General features: G+C 57.7%; 22 protein-coding genes, 1 tRNA gene and 1 pseudogene. 11 read left to right on the top strand and 13 right to left on the bottom strand.

Annotated features, from left to right (window positions below; translation table 11 throughout):
• Nucleotides 1-19 precede the first annotated feature (19 nt).
• Nucleotides 20-172, bottom strand: coding sequence for a hypothetical protein (locus tag RBB76_RS13030; RefSeq protein WP_429631472.1), 153 nt, complete (start codon nucleotides 170-172; stop codon nucleotides 20-22).
• A 132-nt stretch (nucleotides 173-304) separates the two neighbouring features.
• On the opposite strand from RBB76_RS13030, the gene RBB76_RS13025 reads away from it, so the two are divergent.
• The 10 genes from RBB76_RS13025 (at nucleotide 305) to RBB76_RS12980 (ending at nucleotide 8,989) form a co-directional block, all read left to right on the top strand.
• On the top strand, nucleotides 305-802 hold the full coding sequence (locus RBB76_RS13025) for a hypothetical protein (RefSeq protein ID WP_429631474.1): 498 nt from the start codon (nucleotides 305-307) through the stop codon (nucleotides 800-802).
• A 46-nt stretch (nucleotides 803-848) separates the two neighbouring features.
• Nucleotides 849-2,471: an acyl-CoA mutase large subunit family protein gene (locus RBB76_RS13020; RefSeq protein WP_429631476.1), complete on the top strand. Its 1,623-nt coding sequence runs from the start codon at nucleotides 849-851 to the stop codon at nucleotides 2,469-2,471.
• Between the two features lie 197 nt (nucleotides 2,472-2,668).
• The gene (locus RBB76_RS13015) at nucleotides 2,669-3,121 is read left to right on the top strand and encodes a hypothetical protein (RefSeq protein ID WP_429631478.1); all 453 of its coding nucleotides are present in this window, start codon (nucleotides 2,669-2,671) and stop codon (nucleotides 3,119-3,121) included.
• Between the two features lie 94 nt (nucleotides 3,122-3,215).
• Complete coding sequence (locus RBB76_RS13010) at nucleotides 3,216-3,773, top strand: hypothetical protein (protein ID WP_429631480.1); 558 nt, start codon at nucleotides 3,216-3,218, stop codon at nucleotides 3,771-3,773.
• Between the two features lie 101 nt (nucleotides 3,774-3,874).
• A complete protein-coding gene (gcvT, locus tag RBB76_RS13005) occupies nucleotides 3,875-5,011 on the top strand; it encodes a glycine cleavage system aminomethyltransferase GcvT (protein WP_429631482.1) in 1,137 nt (378 codons plus the stop codon).
• Nucleotides 5,012-5,066: 55 nt separating this feature from the next.
• Nucleotides 5,067-5,456, top strand: coding sequence for a glycine cleavage system protein GcvH (gene gcvH / locus RBB76_RS13000; RefSeq protein WP_429631483.1), 390 nt, complete (start codon nucleotides 5,067-5,069; stop codon nucleotides 5,454-5,456).
• A 3-nt stretch (nucleotides 5,457-5,459) separates the two neighbouring features.
• Nucleotides 5,460-6,803: an aminomethyl-transferring glycine dehydrogenase subunit GcvPA gene (gene gcvPA / locus RBB76_RS12995; RefSeq protein ID WP_429631485.1), complete on the top strand. Its 1,344-nt coding sequence runs from the start codon at nucleotides 5,460-5,462 to the stop codon at nucleotides 6,801-6,803.
• A gap of 2 nt (nucleotides 6,804-6,805) precedes the next feature.
• Nucleotides 6,806-7,150, top strand: coding sequence for a hypothetical protein (locus RBB76_RS12990; protein ID WP_429631487.1), 345 nt, complete (start codon nucleotides 6,806-6,808; stop codon nucleotides 7,148-7,150).
• Nucleotides 7,151-7,152: 2 nt separating this feature from the next.
• On the top strand, nucleotides 7,153-8,700 hold the full coding sequence (gene gcvPB, locus RBB76_RS12985; RefSeq protein WP_429631489.1) for an aminomethyl-transferring glycine dehydrogenase subunit GcvPB: 1,548 nt from the start codon (nucleotides 7,153-7,155) through the stop codon (nucleotides 8,698-8,700).
• 1 nt (nucleotide 8,701) lies between these two features.
• The gene (locus tag RBB76_RS12980; RefSeq protein ID WP_429631491.1) at nucleotides 8,702-8,989 is read left to right on the top strand and encodes a hypothetical protein; all 288 of its coding nucleotides are present in this window, start codon (nucleotides 8,702-8,704) and stop codon (nucleotides 8,987-8,989) included.
• A gap of 48 nt (nucleotides 8,990-9,037) precedes the next feature.
• Here the strand turns inward: RBB76_RS12980 and RBB76_RS12975 are convergent, their stop codons facing one another.
• A complete protein-coding gene (locus tag RBB76_RS12975; protein WP_429631493.1) occupies nucleotides 9,038-9,610 on the bottom strand; it encodes a DUF2911 domain-containing protein in 573 nt (190 codons plus the stop codon).
• Nucleotides 9,611-9,734: 124 nt separating this feature from the next.
• Here RBB76_RS12975 and RBB76_RS12970 point away from each other — a divergent pair.
• A tRNA-Arg gene (locus tag RBB76_RS12970) sits at nucleotides 9,735-9,811 on the top strand.
• A 122-nt stretch (nucleotides 9,812-9,933) separates the two neighbouring features.
• Here the strand turns inward: RBB76_RS12970 and RBB76_RS12965 are convergent.
• The 11 genes and pseudogenes from RBB76_RS12965 to RBB76_RS12915 form a co-directional block, all read right to left on the bottom strand.
• Nucleotides 9,934-10,479, bottom strand: coding sequence for a hypothetical protein (locus RBB76_RS12965; protein WP_429631494.1), 546 nt, complete (start codon nucleotides 10,477-10,479; stop codon nucleotides 9,934-9,936).
• A gap of 329 nt (nucleotides 10,480-10,808) precedes the next feature.
• The gene (locus RBB76_RS12960; protein ID WP_429631496.1) at nucleotides 10,809-14,321 is read right to left on the bottom strand and encodes a hypothetical protein; all 3,513 of its coding nucleotides are present in this window, start codon (nucleotides 14,319-14,321) and stop codon (nucleotides 10,809-10,811) included.
• Nucleotides 14,322-14,400: 79 nt separating this feature from the next.
• Nucleotides 14,401-14,550, bottom strand: coding sequence for a hypothetical protein (locus RBB76_RS12955; RefSeq protein WP_429631498.1), 150 nt, complete (start codon nucleotides 14,548-14,550; stop codon nucleotides 14,401-14,403).
• Between the two features lie 161 nt (nucleotides 14,551-14,711).
• Complete coding sequence (locus RBB76_RS12950; RefSeq protein WP_429631500.1) at nucleotides 14,712-18,098, bottom strand: carboxypeptidase regulatory-like domain-containing protein; 3,387 nt, start codon at nucleotides 18,096-18,098, stop codon at nucleotides 14,712-14,714.
• A 272-nt stretch (nucleotides 18,099-18,370) separates the two neighbouring features.
• On the bottom strand, nucleotides 18,371-18,772 hold the full coding sequence (locus RBB76_RS12945; protein ID WP_429631502.1) for a DUF2237 family protein: 402 nt from the start codon (nucleotides 18,770-18,772) through the stop codon (nucleotides 18,371-18,373).
• 127 nt (nucleotides 18,773-18,899) lie between these two features.
• Nucleotides 18,900-19,841, bottom strand: a complete 942-nt coding sequence (locus RBB76_RS12940; protein WP_429631504.1) for an acyltransferase family protein — start codon at nucleotides 19,839-19,841, stop codon at nucleotides 18,900-18,902.
• Between the two features lie 25 nt (nucleotides 19,842-19,866).
• Nucleotides 19,867-20,028: pseudogene (locus tag RBB76_RS12935) on the bottom strand (hypothetical protein); the annotation flags it as partial.
• Nucleotides 20,029-20,167: 139 nt separating this feature from the next.
• Nucleotides 20,168-21,805, bottom strand: a complete 1,638-nt coding sequence (locus RBB76_RS12930) for an ABC-F family ATP-binding cassette domain-containing protein (RefSeq protein ID WP_429631506.1) — start codon at nucleotides 21,803-21,805, stop codon at nucleotides 20,168-20,170.
• 119 nt (nucleotides 21,806-21,924) lie between these two features.
• Entirely contained in the window at nucleotides 21,925-23,442 is a 1,518-nt protein-coding gene (locus tag RBB76_RS12925; RefSeq protein ID WP_429631508.1) for a hypothetical protein, read from the bottom strand.
• 168 nt (nucleotides 23,443-23,610) lie between these two features.
• Complete coding sequence (locus RBB76_RS12920; RefSeq protein ID WP_429631510.1) at nucleotides 23,611-25,140, bottom strand: DEAD/DEAH box helicase; 1,530 nt, start codon at nucleotides 25,138-25,140, stop codon at nucleotides 23,611-23,613.
• A gap of 359 nt (nucleotides 25,141-25,499) precedes the next feature.
• Nucleotides 25,500-26,729: a hypothetical protein gene (locus tag RBB76_RS12915; protein ID WP_429631512.1), complete on the bottom strand. Its 1,230-nt coding sequence runs from the start codon at nucleotides 26,727-26,729 to the stop codon at nucleotides 25,500-25,502.
• Nucleotides 26,730-26,738 lie beyond the last annotated feature (9 nt).

The following is a 26,738-nucleotide window of genomic DNA, read 5'->3' as shown; positions in this document are numbered from 1 at the left end:
ACGGAGATGGGGATGGAGCCTAAGTGGTTTCCACTACAGTGGGATGGTCATCCCAAAAATTCTCTGGTCGATGAGCGAGAAGCTCTACGGGGAGAATGTGGCGGCATCCGAAGACCAGACAACCCGTGGCGGCGGCGCAGAGGTCGATGATTGTCCACAGTGTGCTCTTCATCGATTTGCTCCCTCCCTTTTTTGTTCTGATTCTGCGGCGCGGAAAAACGACGCATCGCGGAATGGAAATGAGGAAGAAAGTTGGGGATGATGTCTGCTTTCGTGTACGGGGTGGAACGGCTACACTCTGGGTATGGATTCGGTTCGGTTTGGACGTGCGCTGGGATTTGGGGCTCGTGCAGCGGCTAAGACGCTGGTGACCGCGGTGGATGCGGCGACGGCACCGAATCCTTCCGCGGCGCGGAAGACTGCGGATGGGCCAGGCGCGACGAGTGTGGCGGCTGAGTCGACCGCGGCTCGACTGGGACAGAAGGCTGCGCAGACGACGGCGCAGGTGGTGCTGACCGGGCAGGGGCTGAAGCGCGGCGGGAAGCGGTTTGGCGAGGCAGTGTGGGGGCCGTTTGTGAAGGCTTCCAATCAGCTTTGGTTGGAGCTGACGGGAGTTTTCTTTGGGATCTTCGCGGTGTCGGCTGCCAGTAGCGCGTGGAAGATGCGCGGGGGGCTGCATGAGACCGCGGGGAATCACGATGCTCATATGCATCTGCTGCTGGCCGTGGCCATGGCGGTGGTGTTTGGGTATTTTTGCGTCAGCAGCTTTGTGAAGTCGAGTCGCAGGGGCAGGCGCAGCTAGTTGTCGACGAGCCGGTGAGGTGGGCTGGCGGGTACACTTGTTCGGCATGTCTGAAGACACTAAAAACAAATCGGGGAAGCCTGAGACGAGTTCTGGAATTCCAGTGGAGCTTGTGTATCGGGCTGAGGATCTTGCGGGCTTCGACGCGGACGCAACGGTGGGCGAACCGGGGGAGTATCCGTTTACGCGGGGGATTCAGCCGACGATGTATCGCGGACGGCTGTGGACGATGCGCCAGTATGCGGGCATGGGCGACGCCGAGGAGTCGAATAAACGCTACAAGTTTTTGCTCGCGCACGGGACAAAGGGGCTGAGCGTGGCGTTCGATCTGCCGACGCAGATTGGGTACGATTCGGATTCGCCGCTGGCGCTGGGCGAGGTGGGGAAGGTTGGGGTTGCGATTGATTCGATCGAGGATATGCAGCGGCTGCTCGATGGGATTGAGCTGGATACGATCTCGACCTCGATGACGATCAATGCGACGGCTTCGATTTTGCTGGCGCTGTATGTTGCGGTGGCAAAGCGGACGGGCGCGCAGGTCGCGGGGCTGAACGGGACGATTCAAAACGATATTTTGAAGGAGTACATCGCGCGGGGGACTTACATCTATCCGGTGACGCATGCGATGCGGCTGGTGACCGATATCTTTGCGTGGGCGGCGAAGGAGGTGCCGGAGTGGAATACGATCTCGATCTCGGGTTACCACATGCGCGAGGCTGGATGCACGGCTGTGCAGGAGGTGGCGTTTACGCTTGCCGATGGGATGACGTACGTGCAGGCGGCGATTGATGCGGGACTTGATGTGGATTCGTTTGCGCCGCGGCTGAGCTTCTTCTTCAACTCGCATAACAACCTACTGGAGGAGGTGGCGAAGTTTCGCGCGGCGCGGAGGATGTGGGCGCGGATTATGCGGAAACACTTCGGCGCGAAGAAAGAGCGTAGCTGGATGCTGCGGTTTCATACGCAAACGGCAGGTTCGACGCTGACGGCGCAGCAGCCGGAGAACAATGTGGTTAGGACGACGCTGCAGGCACTTGCGGCGGTGCTGGGGGGAACGCAGAGTCTGCACACGAATGGGTTCGATGAGGCGTTGTCGTTGCCTACAGAGAATGCGGCGCGGATTGCTTTGCGGACACAGCAGATTCTGGCGCATGAGAGCGGTGTGGCGCAGACGGTCGATCCGCTGGCGGGGTCGTTTTATGTGGAGTCGCTGACCAACGAGATCGAGCGGCGGGCGGAGGAGTATCTGGCTACGATTGGCCGGTTCGATCTGGGCGGCAACTATGGGATGCTGCATGCGATTGAGCGGGGATATGTGCAGCGCGAGATACAGAATGCGGCGTATGGATATCAAAGGGCAGTGGATGCGAAGGAGGCCGTTGTCGTTGGGGTGAACGAGTTTGCCAGTGAGCAGGAGGTTGCCGTGCCGATTCAGCGGATCGATGAGGCGCTGGAGGGGCGTCAGGTGGAGAGGGTGAGGGCGATGCGTTTGCGGAGAGATAAAAATGCGCATGCAGAGGCACTGCGGAGGGTCGAAGATGCAGCTCGAGGCGGAGACAATCTGATGCCACAGATACTGCATGCGGTCGAGAGCTACGCGACGGTCGGGGAGATCGCGGATGCGATGCGGAAGGTGTTTGGGGAGTACCGGGAGACGGTTACGGTCTAGATTGCCGGAGGACTTCGTGCGGCGAAACATTTGATATTTGTTGTGCGTCTGATTGATTGCGCGGACAGGTGTTGTTTCGCGGTGATACGTCTTGCAGGAGAAGACACGATGATTCGGATTCGGTCGATTGCAGGCTTTGGCGTTGTTGCGGTTTGTCTGGACTTTTGGCTGCAGGTTTCGCGTTTGGCCAGGAACCTATGGTTCCCACTGCGGCGCCGGTGCCGCAGGCACTGATGAGAGCGAAGAAGATCTTCCTCTCGAATGCAGGCGCGGACAGCGGGCTGTTCCCTCACCCGTTCAGCGGCGATCCGGACAGGGCGTTCAACCAGTTTTATGCAGACGTCGTGAGCTGGGGGCGGTATCAGGTGGTCGCCACTCCAGCTGAGGCGGATCTTGTATTTGAGTTGCAACTTTCGGCTCCGAGTGGGCCCTCGAACGCGGATAAATCAAAGGGCGCGTCTGATCCGTTGCCGATGTTTCGTCTAGTGATCTATGACCGGCCGACGCACTATATTCTGTGGGCGTTGACGGAGTCGGTAGCTCCGGCGGAGAAACAGAAGGCGCATGATCACAACTTCGACGAGGCGCTGGCGAGCCTGGTGCTGGATGCGGGAAGACTGACGAAGTCGCTGCCTGGCGGAATGCATTGAGGCTAGTTTCAAGCGGCCTGGCAAAGTTTCACGGGATCATATCGACCTGATCGCTGCCTACGAGGTTGGTTCTGGTTCGCAGTAGACTTGTCGGATGATTCGTGGCGTGAAGGGAACTCTGAGCCGCACTCTGTTGCTCACGCTGATTGTGGTGAATGGACTTGTGGCCATCGCTGCTGGTGAAAGAATTCCCGAGGTCCATGGAACTTCGTTTGCAAACCAGGCTGTGAGTCTGCCGGAGGAGCTACAAAGCAAGGCTGCGGGAGTTCTGGTTCTTGGTTTCAGTCGCGGATCGCGAGATGCCGTGACGGGTTGGGCAAAAAAGATCGCTGGGGACTATCGGACTTCGGATGTAGTGGCGTACTACGAACTTCCGGTGGTGGCGTCGGTGCCCGGTTTATTGCGGGGGATGGTGTTGCGGTCGATCAAGTCGTCGATGCCGGAGAGGGCACAAAAGCGAGTTGTGCCGATTACGAACAACGAAGCGGTCTGGCGTACGTTAGTTCACTACGGGGAGGCGGAGGATGCTTATTTGCTGGTCGTCGATAGCCGTGGAGATGTTGTGTGGCAGACGCAGGGTCAACCGACCGATGCCTCCTATGCCGCGTTGAAGCAACAGGTTGAAGCGCTGAAGACGAAGAGTAGAAATTAGCTCGACTCTGCTCGCGAGTCCGCGAGTGGTTGAATGAGGCCGCTGGATGCTATCGTTTTAGGCAGGTCTCACACAAGCGATCAATAAAAGGATGTACCGGTATGACAGAGACAATGGCCCCACTTCGCAAAACAGCACTGAATGCAGTACACCGGGCGGCTAAGTCCAAGATGGTTGATTTCGGCGGATGGGATATGCCGGTGGATTGCTGCGGGCTGATCGCCGAACACATGGCGGTGCGGACTGCGGTGGGTGTGTTCGATGTGTCGCATATGGGCGACATTCAGCTGCGTGGGCCGGGGTCGCTCGCGGCGGTGCAGCATCTCTGCATGAACGATGCTTCGAAGCTGGCTGTGGGGCAGGCGCACTATTCGGCGATGCTGTATCCGAACGGGACTTTTGTTGACGATGTGGTGGTGCATAAGCTTTCGGATAACGACTACCTGATCGTGATCAACGCGGGCACGCGCGAGAAGGATGTTGAGTGGGTGCGGAGGACGATTGGACATATGCCGGGTGTGCATGTGAACGATTTCAGCGACTACTACACGCAGCTTGCGATCCAGGGGCCGAGAGCCGCGGAGACGTTGCAGAAGTTGACTTCGACGGATCTGAGCACGATCAAGAACTATTGGTTTACGTGGGGCCAAGTGTGCGGACTGTACAACGTGATGATCGCTCGCACGGGATATACCGGCGAGGATGGGTTTGAGATTTATATTCCCTCGGATGAGCCGACGAGCGCGCGAGTGTGGGGTGAAGTGCTCGAGGCGGGTGCGGAGTTCGGGATTCTGGCGTGTGGGCTGGGGGCGCGGAATACGCTGCGACTTGAGGCTGGAATGGCGCTGTATGGGCATGAGATTTCAGACACGATCAATGTGTTTGAGGCGGGGCTAGGGCGGTATGCGAAGCTCGACAAGCAGGAGTTTGTTGGGCGCAAGGCTCTGCTCGAGGTTCAGGCAGCGGGTGGGCCGGGGCGCAAGCTGGTGGGGCTGGAGATGATCGAGCGCGGGATTGGCCGCGATGGTTACGCAGTATTTTCGGTTGAAGGAAAGCGGCTCGGGGATATCACCAGTGGGTCGCCCTCGCCGTTTCTGAAGAAAAATATCGCGATGGCTTATGTTCCTGTGGATTACGCCGCGCTTGATGCCGAGGTTGCGGTGGAGATTCGCGGCCAGATGGTGAAGGCGAAGGTTGTTCCACTTCCCTTCTATAAAAGGGCTAAGAAATCCGCATAGCCTCAGCATCTACAATTGAATTACCAACCTATCTTTGGATTTCGGAGAACGATGAATGGCTTATCCTGCGGACTATCGCTATACGAAGGAACACGAGTGGATCAAAGTCGATGGCAACATTGGCACGGTCGGCATCACAGACTACGCGCAGAACTCGCTAGGCGATATTGTGTTTGTCGACCTTCCGAAGGTTGGCGATGCGGTTGAAGCGGCGAAGAGCTTCGGTTCGGTGGAGTCGGTGAAGGCGGTGTCTGATCTTTTTGCTCCGGTGTCGGGTAAGGTGACAGCGATCAATGAAGAGTTGAAGGACGCGCCCGAGAAGATCAATACGGATGCGAATACGACGTGGCTGCTGAAGATTGAGCTTGCGGACGCGAAGCAGGTGGACGGGCTTTTGACCGCAGCCGATTACGAAAAATTTACCAGCGAAGAGACTGGACACTAAGAGATGCGCTATTTGCCGAAGTCCCCCGTGGATCGCGAGGAGATGCTTGCCGAGATTGGCGTGGCATCGATCGACGATCTGTTTTCTACGATTCCAGCGGAGTTTCAACTGAAGCGCGATCTTGCGATTCCACGGCAGCATGGGGAGTCGGAGATTCTGGATCGCTTTCGCGAGTTTGCGGAGAATAATGCGGTTGGTTATTCGAGCTTTCTGGGCGCCGGGGTGTATCGGCACTATCGGCCGGTGATCATTGATTCGCTGGTGCAGCGCGGCGAGTTTCTGACCAGCTATACGCCGTATCAGCCGGAGATCTCGCAGGGAACGCTGCAGGCGATGTTCGAGTTTCAGACGATGATCTGCGAACTGACCGGGATGGAGATTGCGAACGCGTCGATGTATGACGGTTCGACCGGCGCTGCAGAGGCGATCATGATGGCGGTGCGCGTGACGGGCCGCGATGGTGCGGTGATTGCGCGGACGGTCCATCCAGAGTATCGCGAGGTGATTGCGACGTATGCGCAGCACCAGGAGATTCCAACTGTAGAAGTGGGTTATAGCTCGAACGGGCGCGTGGATCTTGCGGCGCTCGATGCGGCGATCACGAAGGATACGGCTTGCGTACTGATTCAGTCGCCGAACTTCTTTGGGACGATTGAAGATGTTGCGGCGATCGCGGAGATTGCTCATGCGAAGGGTGCGCTGCTGATTGTTTCGATCGCAGAGGCCGTTTCGCTGGGGATTGTGCGGCCGCCGGCGGAGGCGGATATTGTTTCGCTTGAGGCGCAGTCGTATGGCGTGGCGGTTGGATATGGTGGGCCTTACTGTGGCGTGATTGCTTGCAAGGAGAAGTTCTTGCGGCAGATGCCGGGAAGGCTGATCGGCGAGACGAAGGATAAGGATGGCAAGCGTGGATTTGTGCTGACGCTGTCTACTCGTGAGCAGCATATTCGGCGGGAGAAGGCGACTTCAAATATCTGTACGAATCAGGCGCTGGTTGCAATGATGACTACGATCTTCCTGAGCGTGTATGGCAAGCAGGGGATGAAGGAGCTGGCGGAGCAGAACCTTGCCAAGGCGGTTTATTTGAAGAGTGTGCTTGGTGCTTCCGCTGGCGCGAAGGTTTTGTTTGAAGGTGCGCCGCGGTTTCATGAGTTCGTGTTGCAGCTTCCAAAGAGCGCCGATGAGACGAATGCTGCGCTGCTTGGGCACAAGATCATCGGCGGGTTGCCGCTGGCGAAGTGGTATCCGGAGCTTGGTCCGAATGCGAGTTTGTGGTGTGCAACGGAGTTGACGACGCGGAAGCAGATGGATGCTGTCGCAGCGGCGCTCGCGGGCAAGAAGGCTTAGCGATGGATGTTTCGGCAATTGTTGGCGAGGAGCTGAAGGCGGTTGAGTTCGTTGAGGATTTTCTGCAGCTTCGGTTTGACGCTCCTTTGCTGACGTTCTACGCGTGGCCGCATGTTTTGTTTCCGGAGTTTTCGGTGGCTTATGGAGAGCCGGAGTATCGGAATGCACTGTGCGCGCAGATCAACGACAAGGTTGTGCAGGCGTCGCTCGAAGAAGGCGACGCGCTGACGATTGAGTTTGAGAATGGCACCGTGTTTGGGCTTTCTTTGCGGGAAGAAGATTTGGATGGACCGGAGTCGGGGAGCTACTCGGAGACAGGAAGCGCAGCGGATGCGCAGGAGTTTTAACTATGGCAGTTGAGAAGTTTGTAGGGACGCCGAAGAAGGCTACGACGCACACGAATCAGAATGAAGATTTGATGTTTGAGAAATCTTCGCCGGGGAAGAAGGCTTATCGGCTGGCGCAGCTGGATGTGCCGGCGGTGGATTCGGTTGCGCTGCTGGGCGATTCCGTGCGGACGGACCTGGGCGTGATGCCGGAGCTGAGCGAGATTGAGATCATTCGGCACTTCACGCGGCTTTCGACGTGGAACTACGCGATTGATTTGGGGATGTATCCGCTGGGTAGCTGCACGATGAAGTACAACCCTCGGGTGAATGAGGCCGTGGCGCGGCTGGAAGGGATTGCGGAGGCGCATCCTTATCAGCCGGAGTCGCTGTCGCAGGGCTGTCTGGGGATCATGAAGACGCTGTCCGAGGCGCTGATTGAGATTACGGGCATGGATGCGATTACGCTGCAGCCGGCGGCGGGCGCGCATGGCGAGTTTACGGGGATTTTGCTGGTTCGCGCGTATCACGAGAGCAAAGGAAATCCGCGGAAGAAGATTTTGATTCCGGATTCGGCGCACGGGACCAATCCTGCGACCGCTGCGGTGTGCGGATATGAGGTTGCCAATCTCAAGTCGAATGCTCAAGGCATGGTGGATGTGGCTGAGCTTGAGCGGATGGTCGATGAAGATACCGCAGCGCTGATGCTGACGAATCCTTCGACGATTGGTGTGTTCGAGAGCGACATTCATAAGATTGCGGACATTCTGCATGCGAAGGGTGCACTGCTTTACATGGACGGCGCGAATATGAATGCGCTGGTAGGCAAGACGCGGCCAGGTGATTTCGGTGTGGACGTGATGCATTTGAATCTGCATAAGACGTTTTCTACTCCGCATGGCGGAGGTGGTCCGGGGTCGGGGCCGGTGGCATGCAAGAAGATTCTGGAGCCATTTTTGCCAACGCCGATTGTGGTGACGAAAGCTGATGGGAAGCTGGGACTCGAGTACAACAGACCGCAGACCGTTGGTCGCGTGCGGATGTTCTATGGCAACTTTGGAATGTTTGTGCGCGCGCTGGCTTATATTCTGGCGAATGGGCCGGATGGATTGCGGCAGACGACTGAGGATGCCGTGCTGAACGCGAACTACATTCGTGCGAAGCTCGAGGGCACGTTTGACCTGCCGTACAAGACGCGGTCGCTGCATGAGGTTGTGTTTTCGGACAAGCTGCAGGCGCGCAACGGCGTGAAGACGGGCGATATGGGCAAACGCTTGATCGACTATGGCTTCCATGCGTATACCGTCTCGTTCCCGCTGGTGGTCAACGGCGCGATGATGATTGAGCCGACCGAGAGCGAGAGCCGTGAGGAGCTGGATCTGCTGATCGATGCGCTGAAGCAGATTGCGCGGGAGGCGGAGGAGAATCCTGAACTGGTGCAGACAGCTCCGCATACGACGCGGTTGCAGAGGCTGGATGAGACTACTGCGGCGAGGAAGCCGATTCTTCGCTGGAAGGCTCCTGCGGCGCCGGAGCCGGTGCTGGTCGATACTGCCGCGAAGGAGTGGTAGGTTGTCCGTCTTCTACGATCGGCAGGCGGAGCTTGAGAAGTATGAGTTCATGATGGGGGAGGCGCGCGGGCGGCTGGCGGTGACGCTGGACGTGCTGACCGATGCGCTGATCCTGGTGGGGCAGCATAGGGTTTACTGCGCCAGCACGCGAAACCCTGCTGTTCCCGCGCTCGATCTGCAGGCCGTGCTGATGAATCTCAACGGGGCGAAGGAGCTGATCTCGTCGGTGATGGAGCGATTGAGGCTGGAGCGAGAGGCGGCAGAGAGCCCTGCCGTGGAAGCCGAGTAGGAGGCGTCTTCGCTGGGTGGCTGCGAAGACGCCGTGATTCGGTGACGGCTACTGTGCCTGGACGCTGACGTACTCGTCGGTGGTGGCCCATTTGACATGGAGCTCGGTGGCGGCGCCGCTGGTGTGCTCGAAGGAGATGGACATGTTCTCCTGTGAGGACGGGAGAGTTTTGCTGGTCATGGGCGTGCGGCCCAGGTCCTGTGCCTCGGAGTATTCGGTTCCCCACTGGCCGGTCTGCTTGTTGACGATGAGTAGCCATTGGCTCGCGCTGGGCAGCGTGTAGATGGTGTAGGTGCCGGCGGGGACGCTGAGGGTGCCGATCTTCAGGTTGGTTGACGTGATGAGGGTGGTGGCGGGGTTGGCTCCGGTGCGCCAGACCTGGCCGTAGGGCACGATGGTGGTGCCGATGGCGCGGCCCTTGAGACGGGGGGAGTTGTAGTGGATGACGACCTGCTTGCCGTTGAGGCTGACCTCAGCGGTTGCCGGTGGGCTGGCGATGGGTTTGGCAGAGGATTGGGCGCCGTCCATTTTGACGCCTCCACCTTGTGCGATCGTCTGGAGAGGTGCTACGGCGGCTAGTAGGGTACAACAAGCGGCGATGGCGAAGGAGCGGAACTGCATTGGGAATCTCTCTTTCCTGGGTTCATTTGGCGTTGATGGGGATATGTTTCCGGGCTGGTGTTGATGCTCAACCGGGAGGCAGCGGCCTGTCAACCGAGGGCGTCGCGTGCTAGGCTAGAGGTATGCGCCCGTAGCTCAGCTGGATAGAGCGGCAGCCTCCGAAGCTGTAGGTCAGAAGTTCGAATCTTCTCGGGCGCACCATCCTCCCAACCTCCAAAGAAGCGGCCTGTAGTTTCCGATAACCAGACTTTGCGGGAACTACGGATTACTTCCGGTTTGCCGAATCGTTCGCCGGAAGCCTGTCGGTGCATAGAGCAAACGCGCTAGTCGGCTCCCTGAAGGTATAGCCATTTGCCCTTGCTGAAATAATGAATAATCGATGCCTTCTCGCAGATCCCAACATCGACGCCATCGTGGTCCAGTCGTGGGAGGGACTTCAATTCTTCCGGAGCATACGCCCGTGCATGATCGAGAATGTATTTCGGGGTTGCAACGTCGACCGTGGCTTCACATTTATCTACGTGGGGTGAAGGATCGAACGTCCCCTGGGAGATAATTTCCCCGTTCCACGCACCCTCCGTATTCGAATAAACGAGAACGTCCTGGATCTTGCGGGTAGGAATGTGGCAAACGACAGCGTAGTCAATAGAAGTGCCAGACCGGAAATGGCCGGTCGTATAGGCTGGGTTTTTAGTACCAACATCATCACCGTAGTATTTCGGAACGACGCATTGTCGATTAACAAGATCCCGGCGAACGCCCTCAGGCAGTTGCAGAATCGATTCCGGGTCTCTTTGCTTGGCGACCGGATTGAAGTCCTGTCCTAATGCCGAAACTGCGAACAGAGAGAGAACGACAAGACCACGCATACGAGCTTCCTCGCAGATCTCCCAAATGGAAATCTGCCTTCTCGCGTCATTTTCGCTCGACAGTAATTGGAAATCGACTTTTATTTTCCAACAGTCCAAATGAGGGGTTCTGGGCGGTCAGTCGGCAATACGGAAACAAATCCCGCGATCGACGATCCGAACTTGGTGAAGTGCACGAAAACGGGGTTGTCGGCAACTTCGAGTTTCATGACTGGAGTTGCACCCAATCGCATGAACAGCATCCAGGTTTTGAAATCGTCGCCTAAGGCGCCCATCCTCATTTCCCTCCCAAGAACGCCCTCTGCCTGCCAAGCTCGCTTTTTTCTCCCTTATTGGGATGGGAGGTAGCGCTTCATCCAGGAGATGACGGTTTCATCGGAGAGAGCAATGTGTTCGCCAAGGCGGCGATAACTTTCGAACTGCGATTCGGTAAAGAACTGGTTCAGGGTCGTGTCGTGTGGGAACTTCTTGTGCTCGCGACGGTAGTTAAGGATGTCTGGTGGCTCGTCTCCTGTGAGTGAGGCCTTGATGTAGAGGATGTGGCCGAACTGACTGGGATCGGAGTCCTCGGGATAGCGAATCGTGCCGTAGACGCAATGGATGGAGTTGGAAGGATATTCGCGGAAGGAAGAAAGCCCTTCGACGATGGGTTGCGGTTGCTGATGCGCAAACGTCGCTGTGAACCCTGGGGGATCGGTGGACAAGACTCGGCCGGTGAGGACGTACGGGATTTCCGGCGGCTTTTGCTGCGACAGGGCTTGGGCGGGGGGGGTAGGGGGATCAGTGGATACGCTTGCTGCCGCACCTGGGTGATCATGCCCAGTCTGCGTCGGAGGTGACACTATGGAGGAGGATGTCTGGTTCGAAACGGCTTGTTCAGCGGGCCGCTCTGGTGGAACAGGGGCAGTTTGATCGAGGGTGACTTCTATACCGAAGTCGAGGCGAGCCTTCCGGATTGCCATCCCAATACCTTCAAAAGTCAGGTTGGGGTCAGCTTCGCTGTCGGAGACGATGATAGTGCGACAGCGGCGGCGGAGGAGCTCATAGAGGCCCATGTTGTCGAAGTGGCCCCCGTCGGTGAGGTAGACGTAAGAGGTGGTGTCGTCCGACTGGCCGAAGAGCTCATTGACGAGCCGGAGGAGGCCAAAGCGAGGAGACGAGGGAAGCGTTCCTCGTTTGAGCGTGAATAATCGACTAAGACGGTCTGGCTTGCCGGATGGAGGAATGGGGTAAGGTGTAACCCGGCCAATGCGCCGGCGGCGAGGATTGCGGAGCCACCATCCGAGACGCACGTTGAAGACGGTGAGGAGAAATGAAAAGGCGGGGTTGGAGTGGTAGCCCATGTCGGGGCTGGCAGCAGCGCCGGAGATAGCACACGCGGTGGCGAGTGTGATGGATCCGGCGTCCTGATATACGAAACTGGGAGTGTCGACGAATCCGTTGAACTGGTTCCAGTGGTCGCGGGCGGATGTCCAGCCGACGTTATAGCCCGAGAAGATTGGCGTGAAGGAAAAGCTGGCGGCCTTGCGCTCCTGATAGGCGAGATCCTCGCCAGTGGTGAGATTGATGGCGGTACAGATTACGGGGAATGGACCCTTGTAGGTACCCACCACAGGATTTCCGTCTTTATCAAGGACGGGTTCACCCAGTTCGTCGAGAACTCGGTAACCGATGGGCAGGAGTTGATGCACGCGCAGATTGCGATCGCTGCGAGCGAAGCCTGTGAATAGATTTGGAACACGATGGAGATCGATCGCCCCACCATAACAGCGGGCGAGCCGGTCGCGATAGAAGGCGTGCATGGAGAAGTCGTTGATGTCAACACGCCAGCCAAAGAAAAGGGCTATCGCGAGACTGCCGAAGAAGAGGAGCAGGAAACGATGTTCCCGCTGGATGGAAGTGCCATTCGGTACAACGATGCTCCAAGAGACGTTATCAGAAAAGAGGAAAGCGACGATGAAGAAAAGTCCGAAAACAAATACAGTAGGCGCGATTTCGGAGAGCAATTCGAGGGCAAATCTGACGTATGGCGAGCCCGAGGTTTTGCCGCTTTCGGTGCGTTTGTCTCGTCCAGAGAGCACGCCGGCAATCGTAGTGGCAATCCATCCGAGCCAAACGGTATAACTGGCGCCTGAGTAATCGGATAGGAGACGCACGTAGTACGGACCAAGTAATGCCAATCCGTTGAGGGCGAACCAGCTTCCACCAATCATGAAGGAGACAGCACGAAGACGCGCAATCCACTCACCTTGTCCGGAGTTGGCTCTGTTGCCGACGATACCGAGGCCGGCTTCCATCAGCACAAACGGAACGGCCAGCAGGAGCGGGGGGAGCAGGGTTACGGCAAGCGATGGGATGAGTTCGCGCGGAACCCCGAAGCAGGCGACAAAGAAGAGAAGACGCACGCCATCCAGGAGCAGGTACGCAAACCCGATGCCCAGGATCCCGACTGCGGATACGATCTGGATGGGAATCTTGCCGGCACTGAACACGGACGAGAGAAGCAGGCCGCAGAGGCAGGCGAATAGGAGAATCGGGATGGAGGCTCCGGTGTTCAGTAAGCCATGCCATAGACCGAGGGGTCGCTCAGACCAGTGTTCGCTGAGACGAGAACCTGACACTGGCTGGCTAGAATCAATGACTACTTCGAGAGATTCGGCGTTAGGGGTCTGTTGTTGAAAGGAGCCCTTGTAGTGGAGGTGAGTTGGCTGCTCCACCTCGTGGAAGACAGCTTTTGCTGCGGAACTCGCGATACTGCCTTCGGGAATGATTGTTTCGTATATAGATGGGGCGACTAGAACTGCAGCGCCGAGCAAGCTGCCGCAGGCGAGCTTGATGAAGATGGGCCGGGGGCCAGGGGGGTCGAGGTGCGCGAGCCAGCGGCTCAGATAGCTCCCAAGGATGAGAAAGACAATGGCGAGCATCCAAGTGAGCAGAGGAAAAAGAGCAGGATGCGCGCCTACAAAGGTGAAAGGAATCGAGCCTATGTGAGGAAAAAGCAGAACGCAGGAGAGCGTTGATAGAAGAATGACGAGGTTGAGAGCCGTGTTCCGCATCCACGTTGCGGCTATGGTCCAGGTATCAAGGGAGACGAGACCTTTGCGGGGAGCGAGGTAGTTGGAATGTCGTCTTAGCCAGCGCAGAGGCTCTGGCTGCACGGTTGCGCGGTATCCGAGTGGGCTGACTTCGGGTTGATTTGGAATTGGGTCGAGCAGCCCTTCGACGGTTGAGGTGCTGCCGGCCTTGTAGATCCAGTTGGCAAGGAACTGATGGATGTAGCCTCCGCCGGAGACACTCGAAAGATAGTCGAGCTTACTGATGCGTCCGTGACGCGCGAGAGCCTGGAGGATGCCGAGATTAAAAGTAGCAGAGCGGATTCCGCCGCCTGAAAGACATAGCCCTGTTGCTGCGCGGCAGCGGGCCACATCGTACGGGTCAGGCTTGCCGTCCGGAGTCGTGGGGCAGTCGCTATTGTGCTTCGGAGGGGGCGTCGGCCAGTAGTTGAAGGCCTGAAGTTCGCGCTCAAGGAGCCATTTGCTTGGCGTGTACTGGGTGACTACAGCAAGTCGCGACTGGATATCCGGCCTGAGTTCGAGGGCTGCGGCAAGACTTTGGATGGAGCTGAGCCAGGCGACAGGCTGATCGGGACTTGGACCGAAGAGCTGATGGAGTTCGTCGTAGATCGAAGGCCCCACGTTGAGCGGGTCTTCAGACTCTTGAGCATCTTCGCGACGCGGCGAGCGAGGAGCGTCGGAGGCGGCGGTAGATGCAGGTCTGCTGAGGAGCAAGGGGAAGGTGACCTCGGCGAGACGCAAACAGTAGGACTGGTTCGAATCGAACATTCTAGGACTCCGCTTCGACAAGTTATCCGGGGGTACGCGGGAGTCTAACAGGTTGTGGCGTTGGGACCTAGAGTTCAACTCATGCGGGCGGCGATGTTTCGGCGATTTGTTTGTCGGGAGGGGTGTTGCAGTAGAGGCGGCGATAGAGAATCAAGATGGTTGCGGAGACGGCAATCGACAACAGAACTGCGGCGATGGCTTCGCAGGCCGACCGGAGTCCATTGCTCACAGGACTACTGAGGCTTCACCATCTAGGTCATTGAAAACTGGATGACATTCTCGGCACAAGGGTAGCACTACCGGCGAAGAATTCTATTTCGAGGGTCGCCGCAAAAATGAAGCGGCTCCGGATAAACCCCAGAGCCGCTTTTTGCTTGTGCTTTTGTCTGGTTAGAAGACGAACTTGCCCAGCAGTTGAATCTGGCGAGGGCCGTAGAGGATGTTGGAGGTGCTGGTTGGGGTTCCGAAGGATGGATTAAGAGCGAAGCAACCCGATCCAGGGATGGTGCAACTGGTGGGAGCTGTCGCAGTCGACGGCGCCGTGTAGTTGACGTAGGAGTTGTTGACCGAGAGGATGTTGCGGTGGTTGACGACGTTGAAGGCTTCGGCCGCTACTTCGATCGCCATGCCTTCATGCACCGGGAAGCTACGGGATACACGGGCGTCAAGATTATGGACGCCAGGGCCAGTAAAGCCATTACGGCGAGCGATCTCATCCGGAACGCGGGTTCCGGTGCCGGACGTTAGGACTGCGCCAGTAACGCCACCGTCACCGCCACCAAGTGCTGAGGAGATCGTTCCGTTGACGAAGCCCGTGACGGGGAAGCCGGTCTGAGCGGTGAAGGTGCCGGAGAGCTGCCAGCCGTTGGCCGCGTATGCAGCGTAGTGGTTGGCGATGGGTAACTTCGAGGTGGCGACGACGGAGGCGACGAAGCGGCCGCGCTGATCAAGGTCAGAACGGGCGTACTCGGCGCCGCGCCCCTGACGGTGGCCTTCAGCGAAGGGAATCAGAGGAGCGTCGGTACCGTTGAAGGTTCCGTTAGGTGCGCCTGACTGGCCGCCGTCCATGGTCTTGGCCCAGGTGTAGTTCGCGAGGACCTCGACTCCGTAGCTGATGGGCTTGCGAACGGAGATGGCCATCGAGTTGTACCAGCTGTTGACGTCTGACTCGCCGGTAAGGATGGAGCCTGTGGCGGTGGTGAGGCGCTTCGTGTAGATGGGAACGACGATGGGCGTAACGCTTCCAGCGTTCGAATAGTAGTAGGGACGATCGGAGATGACGCCGTTGACGGGGTCTACGTTTGTGTCTACGAAGATCGGCAGACGCATGCCACGGGTGCCGACGTAGCCGATAGAAAGAGTGGAGTGGAGCGGCAACTGCTGCTCGACAGCCAAGTCATAGGAGTGAGTGAAGGGGTTAAGGAAGTTCGGTGACGCACCACGAATGTTGAGGGTGGATGCGGGGAGGCCGGGATTAAAGGCCGGGGTGGGAGCTCCGGTGACCTGGTTGATAGGAGCCGGGCCGGGCGGCGTAAAGGCTGGGATGCCGCCTTGCGGCGCGTAGCTGTCATAGGTCGCGCCGGAGTTGCCGTTGAACTTGCGGTTGGGCCCACCGGTGGGAGCACCGGTGATGGCGCTGTAAGTTCCGCTGGGGCTGTAGGTGCGGGTGCTGAACTGCTGCTGATAGACGCCATTTTCGCGGCGGAGGGTGTACCAGGTGGAGTTGGAGGTGAGGCCGAAGAAGAGGCCATATCCGCCGCGGACGACGGTTCCCTCATGAGGACTCCATGCGAAGCCGATGCGCGGCGCGACCATGTGATAGTCGGTGTTGATGACCGAGGTGGCGTTGAAGGCCGGGACGCTGGTCATGTTCGGGCGGTCTGGCTGGGGGACTAGCTGAACGTCATAACGCGCGCCGAGCGAGAGCAGGAGCTTGGGAGTGACCTTCCAGTCGTCTTGTGCGAAGACGTCGAGATCCTTGTTCCAGAAGTCGTCGGCGCCGATGCCAGTGATGGGGTCCGTTGTCTGAGAGAAGGAGCTGTAGTGGCGGCCACCGTTGACCTGGTAGACGTCCTGGATCCAGTTGGCGAACTCCGCCTCGACAGTACCCGTGGAATAGGTGAAGCTTCCGTCGCCGCCGAAGAGATTGGCTATCTGTTCGTGAATGAGGTTGACGTCTACGCCGACCTTGACGGAGTGCTTGCCGAAGAGGGTGGAGTAGATGTCGGTGATCTGGATGCGGTGCTCGTCGGGGAAGGCTCCGCGCGGGAGGGCCGATGTTTCGCCATAGGCTGCGACGCCGACGGTGGAACTGCCGATGTTCAATGCGGGTCCACCGGAGTTGGTGGTGGCGGTCTCAAGATCGCGCGACCATTGGAAGTGAACCACGTTGGCCGAGTGCGAGGTGAGTGCGGTCTCAGCATTGGCTACGACGTAACGCTGATGGAAGTTGACGCTGCCGTTCTGCGTGACCGAGCCGTTGTTGACGGTGGTGGAGGTGTTGTAGCCATTGGGCTGCTTGAAGTTCTCGAAGAGGAAGCTGGCCGAGAGATGGGTCTTCGAGTTGAGCTGATAGTCCAGGCGCGGAAAGTAGATGTCCTGATTGACGTTGCGCGCGAAGGAGCCGAGGAGTTTGGTCTGAATGAAGTCAACCGCCTGTGCACACTGCGCGGGGCTGACACCGGTGATGGTGGTGGGGTAGATGTTTCCTGCATCGGACACATAGGTTGTGCCGCCGTCACAGAGATGAGTGAGGTTGGCCACGCTGGTGGTTGCGGTGTTGTAGGTGGAAAGGTACGTGATGGGATTGATCTTGCGATAGCCATCGTAGGTGAAGTGAAAGAAGAGCTTGTCCTTGAGGATGGGACCGCCAACCGAAGCGCCGAATTGATTTTGCGTCTTCACCGGCTGGTTGAGCAGGAAGGGATTGTGGGTGAGGTTTCCGTTGTATTTGTTGAGCGGGTCGAGGGCGTTCCAACCGGGAGTGCGGTAGTACTCGAAGACATCGCCGTGAAACTGATTGGTTCCGGACTTGGTGATGGCGTTGACGATGCCGCCGGCAGCTTGACCTAGCTCAGCGGAGTATCCGCTGACGCTGGACTGAAACTCCTGAATGGATTCGAGGGGGTAGACGTAGGGGGCACCGATGGAGCGGCCGCGCGCCTCGGAGAAGAAGGCCTGCTGGTTATTGGCGCCGTCGACGAGGTTGGTGTTGTAGAGGCCGGAGACACCGCGATAGCTGATGAGACCTGTGTTGCCATCGGGGGCGACGTTGGGTGTGGCGAGCACGAAGTTATCCCAGCGGCGACCATTAACCGGCAGATTCGAGATCAGAGTCTGGTCGATGGTCTGCGAGATCTGGTTTTTTTCCGTGTCGATGATCGGGGATTCGCTTGTCACCTCGACCTCGGTGGAGACAGACGCGGTAGGCAACGCCAGGTCGACGGTGAGGACCTGGCCGACCGTCAACACGAGATTCTTGCGGTCAAGCTTGCCGAAGCCGCTTCCGCTGACAATGACCTCGTAGTGGCCCGGCTGGAGGAAAGTTGCGAGGTATGAGCCGTCTGAGCCAGAGATGACGGTGTGGGAGACACCGGTGTCGACGTCAGTGACTACGACAGATGCGCCTGGAACAGCGGCACCGGAGGTGTCCGTAATGGTGCCCGCGATGTTGCCGGTTGCGGCGGTCTGGGCGGTGGCGGGATAGGTGAGAGAGACAAAGAGAACGGCTGCTGCAGCAGACGCGAGCAGGCCTTTACAGGCTAGAGGAAGTTTCATATTCGTACTGGCTCCTGAAAAACACCGATGAAAAAGACGGTGTGTAAAGGGTTAGCGGCTATTTGACTCTGGGTTTCGTATCTCCCAGGGACATTCGCGTGCAACCTCAAATGACTTTGTCGTAGTACTTAAACTGTCAGGCTTTGGGGAGTGGACTGTCAAGGGCTGTTGTAAAGGCCGCATGAATCGTGCGTTACAAAACGCCTTGTTCCTGAGCTGTTTACGGGCAGGCCGACTTATTTCGACGATGTTTGCGTGAGATGAAAAACGCTTTAATGGAGCTGGCTGGGGATGACAGCATACTGGATGAGCAGCTCAAAGGGAACGATCTTGAGGGTGTTCTCGTGGGTGGCTTCGAGGATGATGGGGCATGCGGCGCCAGCTTGCTGAACCTGAAGCCAGCGGGCGGCGCAGACACACCAGCGATCTCCGGGTTTGAGGCCAGCGAAGCCGAACTGCGGCATGGGGGTGCTGAGGTCGTTGCCGAGAGCTTTCGAGGCTTCGAGGAATGGCTCGTCTACGACGCAGCAGATGGTGTGGACTCCGTGATCATCGGGGCCGGTCTCGCAGCAGCCGGTACGGTAGAAGCCGGTCATGGGCTCGCAGCCGCAGATATCCAGCGGTTGGCCAAGGACGTTCTTGCCACGGTTTTTGATGGGTTCGACGGTGGGCATGTGACCAGACCTCTTGTCGTCCAGTATCCCATTTTTCGCGCAAGGTCGTGAGCGAGGTGATTGGATAGCGTTCTTATTGAGACGATCGTGCAATCGCAGGAAAGTTTGAGTTAGCCCGGGGTCGCTTCTATCGTTGCGGTAATGGATGAATCGACGGGGTTTTCAGATGGATCACTGATGGGACGGGACTGTCTTCTGCTTGCTTAGGCGTTCTGCCCATCTGCAGGAAGCGCTCTTCATAGAAGGTTCTTGAGAGCCATGCAATGAGGACGGAAAGCCCTCCGACGAGGAAGAAGCGAACAAAGGAGTCCTGCAAGATGTGGCGGAGAGATGCATTGTGGATTAGCGCGATGTTGCCGTCGTACTTGGTGAAGAGAAAGAAGTGGATAAGGTACAGCCCGTAGCTGATGTTCCCGAAGAAACGCAGAGGAGCGGTCCAGATGCTTGAAGCCAGCGGGCTTCGCAGGCCAAGGAGAAGAAGCAGGAGGCCGGTAAAAAAGAGGTTCCAAGGGACGGTTTGGAATGAATCGCCAACAACGTTTGTGCGGTGAAGGATACCGAAGGGATAGCCTATAGCAAATAGAGCAAGTGCCGCGAGGCAAAGCGCTGACCCGAGCTTGATGCCATTGCGGAGGGTGCCGTAGCTAGAGCGAGCAAACATAGCAGCTAAGACCCCAAGGGCAAGATTGTCTGCGATTAGATAGGTCGCGGTGTGACTCTCTCCAAGAGGGATGCGTCCGGTGGCATTGAGCCAGCGAAGAGAAGGTTCGAGGAAGCATAGTGCCAGCGAGATGATGAGCAGAGTCCGTGCGCTGACCTTGGCAACTACTACCGTCCAGATGAGATAGAACTGTTCTTCCACCGATAACGACCACAAAGGAGGATAGGGGACAAGATTGAAAAAATAACCGTAGTTTGTGAGGAACAAGAGAGACAACAAGGCTGACTTCACATGCAGCCAACTCGCAAAGAGAAGTATGAAAATCAACGCAAGGTACGCCGGCAGGATGCGAAGCACGCGACGAAGATAGAAATTGCGGTAGATAAGATGGCCGGCCTTTGGTATCAAGCAGTATCCCCGTGATGAGGAAGCCTGAGAGCACAAAGAAGAGATTGACTCCAAGCCAACCAACAACCGTGGTCTTGATAAAAAGGCTAGCCAGACGGTTCGAAGAGGTTGCACCCGACCAGTAGAGGCCATGATAAAAGAAGACAGCCAGGACGGCGCATCCTCTCAGAAGATCAAGCTCCGGCATGTGCTTCTGGAGAAGCGGAAGCTTTGCAGATTGGGCCACTTAATTCCTCTACAATGCGGTGACTGGCTAAAAAGCTAACACAATCATCTCACCTGCTTCTGAGTTTTCGTCGACCTAAGTGCCTCTCTCAAGCGCTGGACTATTTGGCGGCGATGGCTAGCTGTTGCTGATACTCCTCGTAGGGGCCCTTGTGGTCGGTAATGTGGAAGTCAGTGGGGCCACCTTCGAAGTGCCAGATGCGCGTGCCGGCTTCTTCGATGAGATCCTGGTCGTGAGTTACGAGGAACACCGTGCCTTCGTACTTCTGGATCGCCTGGTTGAGGGCGTTGATGCTCTCGAGATCCAAGTGGTTGGTGGGTTCGTCAAGGACGAGGACGTTGGGCTTCTGCAGCATGATCTTGCAGAAGAGGAGTCGGGCGGCTTCGCCTCCGGACAGAGCGTCGGTCTTCTTGAGACCCTCTTCCCCCTTGAAGAGCATCTGGCCGAGAATGCCGCGGATGTCTTCCTTTGTAGCCTGGGGATCGAACTGGTGTAGCCAGTCCGAGGCGGTCATTCCGAGTTGGATCGACCCTTTGTGGTCCTGCGCGAAGTAGCCAATGGAAACCTCGTGACCCCACTTGACGGTGCCTGAGTCGATTGAGACATCGGTCTCTTCGATGCCGGGGCCGTTGGCGAGAAGTGCTTTGAGGAGGGTGGTTTTGCCCTGCCCGTTGCGACCCATCAAGATGACTTTGTCTCCGCGAGTGACCGAAGCGGTGAAGTTGTTGATGACGTGCTCAGTCTTGCCGTCCTTCTGCGGATAGGTTTTGTTGACCTTCTCGAATTCGAGGACGTTTTTGCCGGAGGGCCGTTCCATCTTGAAGCTGATGAAGGGGCGCGCGATGTTGGAGCGAGCGAGTTCGCTGGTGGCGAGGCGCTCGACTTCTTTCTTGCGGGAGTTCACCTGCGAAGACCGTGTGCCGGCGGAGAAGCGGGCGATGAAGTCGTTGAGTTGGGCAATTTTCTTTTCGCGCTGCTCGTTCTGGCTCTCGATGCGGGTGCGGATGCTGGTCTTCTGGAAGACCATGTCATCGTAGCCGCCGTTGTAAGTGATGATCGTCTCGTAATCGATGTCGGCGATGTGGGTACAGACGTTATTCAGGAAGTGCCGGTCGTGCGAGATGGTGATGACAGTGCCGTTGTAGCGGGTGAGGAAGTCCTGGAGCCAGTGGATGGACTCGAGGTCGAGGTAGTTGGTGGGCTCGTCGAGGAGCAGCGCCTGCGGATTTCCGAACAGAGCCTGGGCGAGGAGGACGCGGACTTTTTGGCCACCCTGAAGCTCGGACATCTTGCGCTCGTGAAGCTCGTCAGGGATGTCGAGACCCTGCAGTAGGACGGCGGCGTTGGACTCGGCTTCGTAGCCGTCTTCGTCGCCGACGATGCCTTCGAGTTCGCCGAGGCGGGAGCCGTCTTCGTCGGTCATCTCGGGCTTGGCGTAGATGATCTCGCGCTCTTCAAGCGCGGCCCAGAGGGCCTTGTTGCCCATGATGACGGTATCGATGACGCGGTAGGCGTCGAAGGCGTACTGGTCCTGCGAGAGAACGCCAATCTTCTTGGGGCGAACGACGGTTCCCTTTTGAGGGTCGATCTCGCCGGTGAGGCACTTCATGAAGGTGGATTTACCGGCGCCGTTGGGACCGGTAAGGCCGTAGCGGCGGCCTGTGGTGAAGGTGACTGAAACATCCTCGAAGAGGAGCTTCGAGCCATAGCGCATAGTGACATTGGAAACTGAGATCATGGTATTACTTCCATTTTAGCTGGGGAATGTAGCAATTTTCGCGTTACAGGCGTGAATATTCGCCATAACCGCAAATACCTGTTTTTTAGATGTAAATTAACCATTTTCGATGCGAAGGACTAGCGCTCTGAGGCAGGTGGTTGAGTTGCTACGGGCTTTGAGCTGTCCGAATCGTGAACCAAAGATTGTGCGTCGCTGGCGCTGATGAGGCAGTAGTGACCGAAGATCTTGCCGCTTGCGCCACACTGCTCGGCTTTGAGGACCAGCTTGGTCGCGCCCTTGCTGAGGTCCCATGTGATGACTTCGCTGAGTTGCGAATTGCCGAACTTCTCGAGCATAGGCCACGCGTCGCGGTCCGTGAGGCCTCCGAGGTCGATAATATGTGCGGGCGACTCAAATGCGAGTATGCCGATGGGTTCGGCGGCGACCCGGTCAGTTCGGAGTAGATTGCTGGCCGCCAGTCGATGAAGAGGCCCGAGTTTCTCCCCTGAGAATCGATACTGGATGGCGCCTCCGATCCAGAGAGCTACTATCGCGAGAACCAGTGCGCTTTGAACGACAGGACTCGCCCGCTGCGCCGAACGCACGATCAGCGGCACGACGAGCACCCAAAGGCAGGCAAGATAGGGAGCAAAGTGACGATTCTGGGCCAGGGGAAAGAGATAGGAAAATGTAACGATCTGCAGCACAAATCCAACGATAGCAATCCGGAGCATCCATTTAAGTGTGTCGGGAGTGCCTTTCGCACGCGCAAAGAAAATTGCCACAGCAAGAGGGAGTGCGAGGAGCAGGATCTTCAGGGGGCCATCGAACAGCATGTGCGACGCAGCTCTGATGGCGAATAAGGTTCGAGCAATCGGGCTCAGATGGTTGAAGCGTTCGGCGACGATGTGGGTGTACGCGGTGGGCAGATAGTACAAGAGACGTGCGGTGCTCGACCAGGGCATGTAGGTACCGAACGTGCGTTTGGCGTAGAGCAGCCAGCCAATCTCGACAGCTCCGCTGAACAGGCCGATGAGGAAGAGGTCGCGGACCTCGCGTCTCGATCGCGACGCGAAGAGAGCCAGGATGATTGCGCAGGCGATGTAGATGCCGGATTCAAGCCTCGTGATTGCGAGAGTACTCGCAGAGACGATACCGACGAGCAGCCATGGGAGGGTGTGGGTTTGCGCACGAAGTTTTGCCAGAGCAAGGAGTAGACCTAGGATGCTTAGGACAGCCAGCCCAGTCTCCATCCCAAAGAAAAACCACACAGTGAAGAACCATGGGCCGCTGAGGAGGATAGCGGAGACGATGATTTCGACGTTGGAGAGCCGCGGTTGCAACTCTTCCCAAAGCAGCCCGATCGCGAGAGCGGCAAAGGTGCAGAGAAGAAGGCCAAGTACATTTGCCATGCCAACACTGACCGCAAGACCAGTAACTTTCGAAGCTGCGGCGAGTAAAAGAACGTAAGCCGGACTGCTGAAGCCGTAGGAGACTTCGCCAGCGTTGAATGCGAACAGACCGGAGGACGCAAGGTGACGCGCGTAGGTGAGAAAGATGTAGGCGTCGTCGATCTGCGGCCAGGACCAGATGAGAAGAAGCAAGAGGGAGAGCACAACCTGCGCCAGGACGAAACGCAGAAGCCGGTTAGTCATGGCGATGAATCTCTCCTGTACCAGATTACAAAGACTGCAAACTTTGGCTCTACTCAGCTTCGGCAAAACTACTATATCGTCGGTCGAAGGTGTTGGTTAAAAGACGAACGCTCCGTTCTGCGGCTGGTTGGCTGGCAGAGCGGAGCGTTTCGTGTCTGAGTGCCGGAGTTACTGGCCGCGTCGAGCTGGGCCGGAGCGGCTGCTGCCGGGGCGGCTGTTGCTGCTGGGTCGACCACCGGGGCCACGGCCACCAGAGCTGCGTCCGCCGGAGAAACCGCCGCCGCCGCTACGGCTACGGCTACGGAAGCCAGTCTTTTTGGCGCCGTAGTTGGCATTGGGCGTCGTCATCGGACTGACGGGATCGTTGCCCTTCCACGAGCGGGTTTCAAGCTGCATGAGGTCCTGTCCCTGAGCTGTTGTGTCGAGGGGTGCGTTGCGGACTTCCTTCTCAAGGTTCTTATCGGCCTCGCGCCACTCAAACTTTATCTTCAGTTCGCGCTCGAGCTTGCGGGCGTCGTGACGCTCCTGTGGCATGACAAAGGTGGTGGCGATGCCCTTCTTGCCTGCGCGGCCCGTACGGCCGATGCGGTGGACGAAGTCGTCCGAAGCATTGGGCAGGTCGTAGTTGACCACATGCGCGATGTCGTTGACGTCGATGCCGCGTGCGGCTACGTCCGTGGCGACGAGAACACGGTGACGGCCGTTCGCAAAGCCCTTGAGAGCGGCCGTACGCTGCGACTGGCTGCGATCGCCGTGGATAACGTCAGCGTCGTGGCCCAGCTTCTCGAGCTTCTTGCTGATGCGGTCGGCGCCATGCTTGGTGCGCGAGAAGACGAGGAACGTTCCCTCTTCCTGGCGCAGCATCTGGTCGAGCAGGCCGAGTTTCTGGTCCTGCATGACGGTGTAGACGCGGAGTTCGACGCGATCGCTGGGCTTGGAAGTCTGACCGATCTCGATGCGGACCGGCTCCTTGACGTAGTCGCGGACGATCTCGCGAATGTTGGCATCGAGCGTCGCGGAGTAGCACATGGTCTGGCGAGTCTTCGGCAATGCGCCGACGATGCGGCGGATGGCGGGAAGGAAGCCCATGTCGAGCATGCGATCGACTTCATCAAGCACGAGCATCTCAACGGCGTTGATGTTGATCTCGCGGCGGCGGAGGAAGTCTTCGAGGCGGCCAGGGGTCGCGACGACGAGACGAGGGCCGCGGTCCAACTGGTCGAGCTGATTGTTTTCGGAGAGACCGCCGCAGACGAGCACAGCGTCGTTCTTGGAGCCGGGAACAAGCTTCCAGTAGGCCTCGAGAACCTGCATCGCGAGTTCGCGGGTCGGCAGCAGAATGAGGGCGCGGATAGGACCGCGTTTGCCCTTGGTGCTTGGGACCGAGTTCGCGTCCATGCGCTCGATCATCGGGATGAGAAAGCTGAGGGTCTTGCCGGTGCCGGTTGAGGCGGTGGCGAGAATGTCTTTGCCTTCGAGAGCCGGCGGAATGGCCTTGGCCTGAACCGGGGTCGGCATCGTAAAGCCGGCGCTGGTGAGGCGGTTCTTCAGAGAGTCGGAGATGTTGAAGTCGGTGAAGCGAACATCTTCAACGAGGGGAAGGCCTGCGGGATTCGCGACGAAGGTGCTGGCCTGGGGGGTAGAGGTGTTCTGGTTCTGAGAGATATGGTCGTTCTGTTCTAGCGTTGCTGAGGTCAAGATTTTTCCTGTCTGGTGGCCCGAATGGAGTGGGCGTTGTAAAGCGGCATAGGTGTGCAGGGATGCCAGCACGGCATCATGGATTTCAGTTAGTCAGCATTGCTGTCGGATATCGAAGCGCTGCTGCTGCACGGCGAGACTCGTCCTGTGACGGGTCTTCCAGCCAGAGCAACCAGCGCGACTTCCAACGTGCGGGAAGGTATGCGGTGGGAAGAGGCGAATCGCAGTCTCTGGCCAAACTCCGAAGTCCATGAAGAGTCTTTGCCTGCGATGCCCGCACTCCTTTAGACCGGAGTACAAGATAACTATACCACAGTGGCCGTGCGATTGACGATTACCCTGTGCTAGTCGGTTCATCGTTACGGCGTAGCGCTTCCGGCAGGATGCTTACTGCTAAGACAGCTTTGCCTTACTCTCATCTTTACCTCTTCTGGGATCGGTTTTATGGGAGCAGGAGTCAAAATGGGGTTTGCTGCACTCGATACGATCTGAGCGTCGAGCTCTTCCAGCGTTGAAGGGCCAGGCAGGCCAATAAGTTTCATTCGTCGCAGCCATTCGGATCGGTAAGCTCGATCAAGAGCGATATCCGCTGGAAGCGGTTCAGCCAGCGATGATTTCTGAGGACCCAAATATAGAAAAGCATCTACATAACTTGCGACCGTCTTGGCAGGCGTGCTCGCGAATGCATCGCTGACGTTGCAATCCTCGTCTGTTGTAATCGGCGATTGAAGGATCGAGCTGAGGCTTAACGAGCCGATTCGGCTGTTCTTCGTTTGCAAGAGCGATGGTGAAGCTCCACCCGGAGCCTTCGCATCTACAAGCAGTTCGTCGCCGGTGCCATCATCTCCACCCTCAATTATCACGAAGGTCTTGCCAGGATAATCGCGCTCATACCTCGTTACGGCATCACCTTGTCCCGGGCCGCCTCCGTGCAGCAGATGAAAGACTCCGAAGAGCATCAGCGCTTTGCGGTGCTTGGAAAGCACCTCTCTTTCCATCACAGAAGCGATGCTTCCATCCCGGTCGAAAAACGGTTTCAGGTCCTCGTAGGAGCGAATCTTGCCCCAATCAATCGGTGGGTCTGCGGCAACGATTCTGAGGCGGCTTGCGGCAGGAAGGCTTTGATTGAGAGAGCGGACGAGCGGGTACAACTGCTCATAGAAGCCGGACTCTCCACACACTTGCTGGACCGTCGTGTCTCGCCAAACATGCTGGACATCGGCGAACGGTACGTCCTCGCCGGCAATGTACCGATCAAGAAGCGGCTGATAGCGCACATTACCGCACTCAACGACTATGTCGTTGACCACTCTCGGAAAGCGTGGGTCACGAATGAGAGACAGGATGAAGTCGTCGATATCTTTCTCACCGTGCGCTGCTGGCATCGCTACGACTTCAAACGTGTCGAAAGCTTTCAGGATTGCCGGGATCGCAGGTTCAGGGATCGTGCCCTGAGTGTCGCTGACAGGATGGCTGGCTGGGACCTGAGCCCTGCCAGGTCGTGACGTCAGTGGCATCAATGCAAGTGAGAGAAGGACGGCTCCGTAGCGGGCACTTCTCAACATGCGAGGAAAGAACTGCTCATCCATGGTTACTGC

Source organism: Tunturiibacter psychrotolerans, assembly GCF_051013365.1.
In the GTDB taxonomy this organism is placed as follows: Bacteria; Acidobacteriota; Terriglobia; order Terriglobales; family Acidobacteriaceae; genus Edaphobacter; species Edaphobacter psychrotolerans_A.
Note: the sequence above shows the minus strand (reverse complement) of the source record. Positions and strands in the feature narration are given on the sequence as shown.

What these genes read in the sequence shown, in the direction of transcription:
- RBB76_RS13030 (WP_429631472.1), bottom strand. Translation starts at nt 172, where the DNA reads ATGAAGAGCACACTGTGGACAATCATCGACCTCTGCGCCGCCGCCACG.
- RBB76_RS13025 (WP_429631474.1), top strand. Translation starts at nt 305, where the DNA reads ATGGATTCGGTTCGGTTTGGACGTGCGCTGGGATTTGGGGCTCGTGCA.
- RBB76_RS13020 (WP_429631476.1), top strand. Translation starts at nt 849, where the DNA reads ATGTCTGAAGACACTAAAAACAAATCGGGGAAGCCTGAGACGAGTTCT.
- RBB76_RS13015 (WP_429631478.1), top strand. Translation starts at nt 2,669, where the DNA reads ATGGTTCCCACTGCGGCGCCGGTGCCGCAGGCACTGATGAGAGCGAAG.
- RBB76_RS13010 (WP_429631480.1), top strand. Translation starts at nt 3,216, where the DNA reads ATGATTCGTGGCGTGAAGGGAACTCTGAGCCGCACTCTGTTGCTCACG.
- gcvT (WP_429631482.1), top strand. Translation starts at nt 3,875, where the DNA reads ATGACAGAGACAATGGCCCCACTTCGCAAAACAGCACTGAATGCAGTA.
- gcvH (WP_429631483.1), top strand. Translation starts at nt 5,067, where the DNA reads ATGGCTTATCCTGCGGACTATCGCTATACGAAGGAACACGAGTGGATC.
- gcvPA (WP_429631485.1), top strand. Translation starts at nt 5,460, where the DNA reads ATGCGCTATTTGCCGAAGTCCCCCGTGGATCGCGAGGAGATGCTTGCC.
- RBB76_RS12990 (WP_429631487.1), top strand. Translation starts at nt 6,806, where the DNA reads ATGGATGTTTCGGCAATTGTTGGCGAGGAGCTGAAGGCGGTTGAGTTC.
- gcvPB (WP_429631489.1), top strand. Translation starts at nt 7,153, where the DNA reads ATGGCAGTTGAGAAGTTTGTAGGGACGCCGAAGAAGGCTACGACGCAC.
- RBB76_RS12975 (WP_429631493.1), bottom strand. Translation starts at nt 9,610, where the DNA reads ATGCAGTTCCGCTCCTTCGCCATCGCCGCTTGTTGTACCCTACTAGCC.
- RBB76_RS12965 (WP_429631494.1), bottom strand. Translation starts at nt 10,479, where the DNA reads ATGCGTGGTCTTGTCGTTCTCTCTCTGTTCGCAGTTTCGGCATTAGGA.
- RBB76_RS12960 (WP_429631496.1), bottom strand. Translation starts at nt 14,321, where the DNA reads ATGTTCGATTCGAACCAGTCCTACTGTTTGCGTCTCGCCGAGGTCACC.
- RBB76_RS12950 (WP_429631500.1), bottom strand. Translation starts at nt 18,098, where the DNA reads ATGAAACTTCCTCTAGCCTGTAAAGGCCTGCTCGCGTCTGCTGCAGCA.
- RBB76_RS12945 (WP_429631502.1), bottom strand. Translation starts at nt 18,772, where the DNA reads ATGCCCACCGTCGAACCCATCAAAAACCGTGGCAAGAACGTCCTTGGC.
- RBB76_RS12930 (WP_429631506.1), bottom strand. Translation starts at nt 21,805, where the DNA reads ATGATCTCAGTTTCCAATGTCACTATGCGCTATGGCTCGAAGCTCCTC.
- RBB76_RS12925 (WP_429631508.1), bottom strand. Translation starts at nt 23,442, where the DNA reads ATGACTAACCGGCTTCTGCGTTTCGTCCTGGCGCAGGTTGTGCTCTCC.
- RBB76_RS12915 (WP_429631512.1), bottom strand. Translation starts at nt 26,729, where the DNA reads ATGGATGAGCAGTTCTTTCCTCGCATGTTGAGAAGTGCCCGCTACGGA.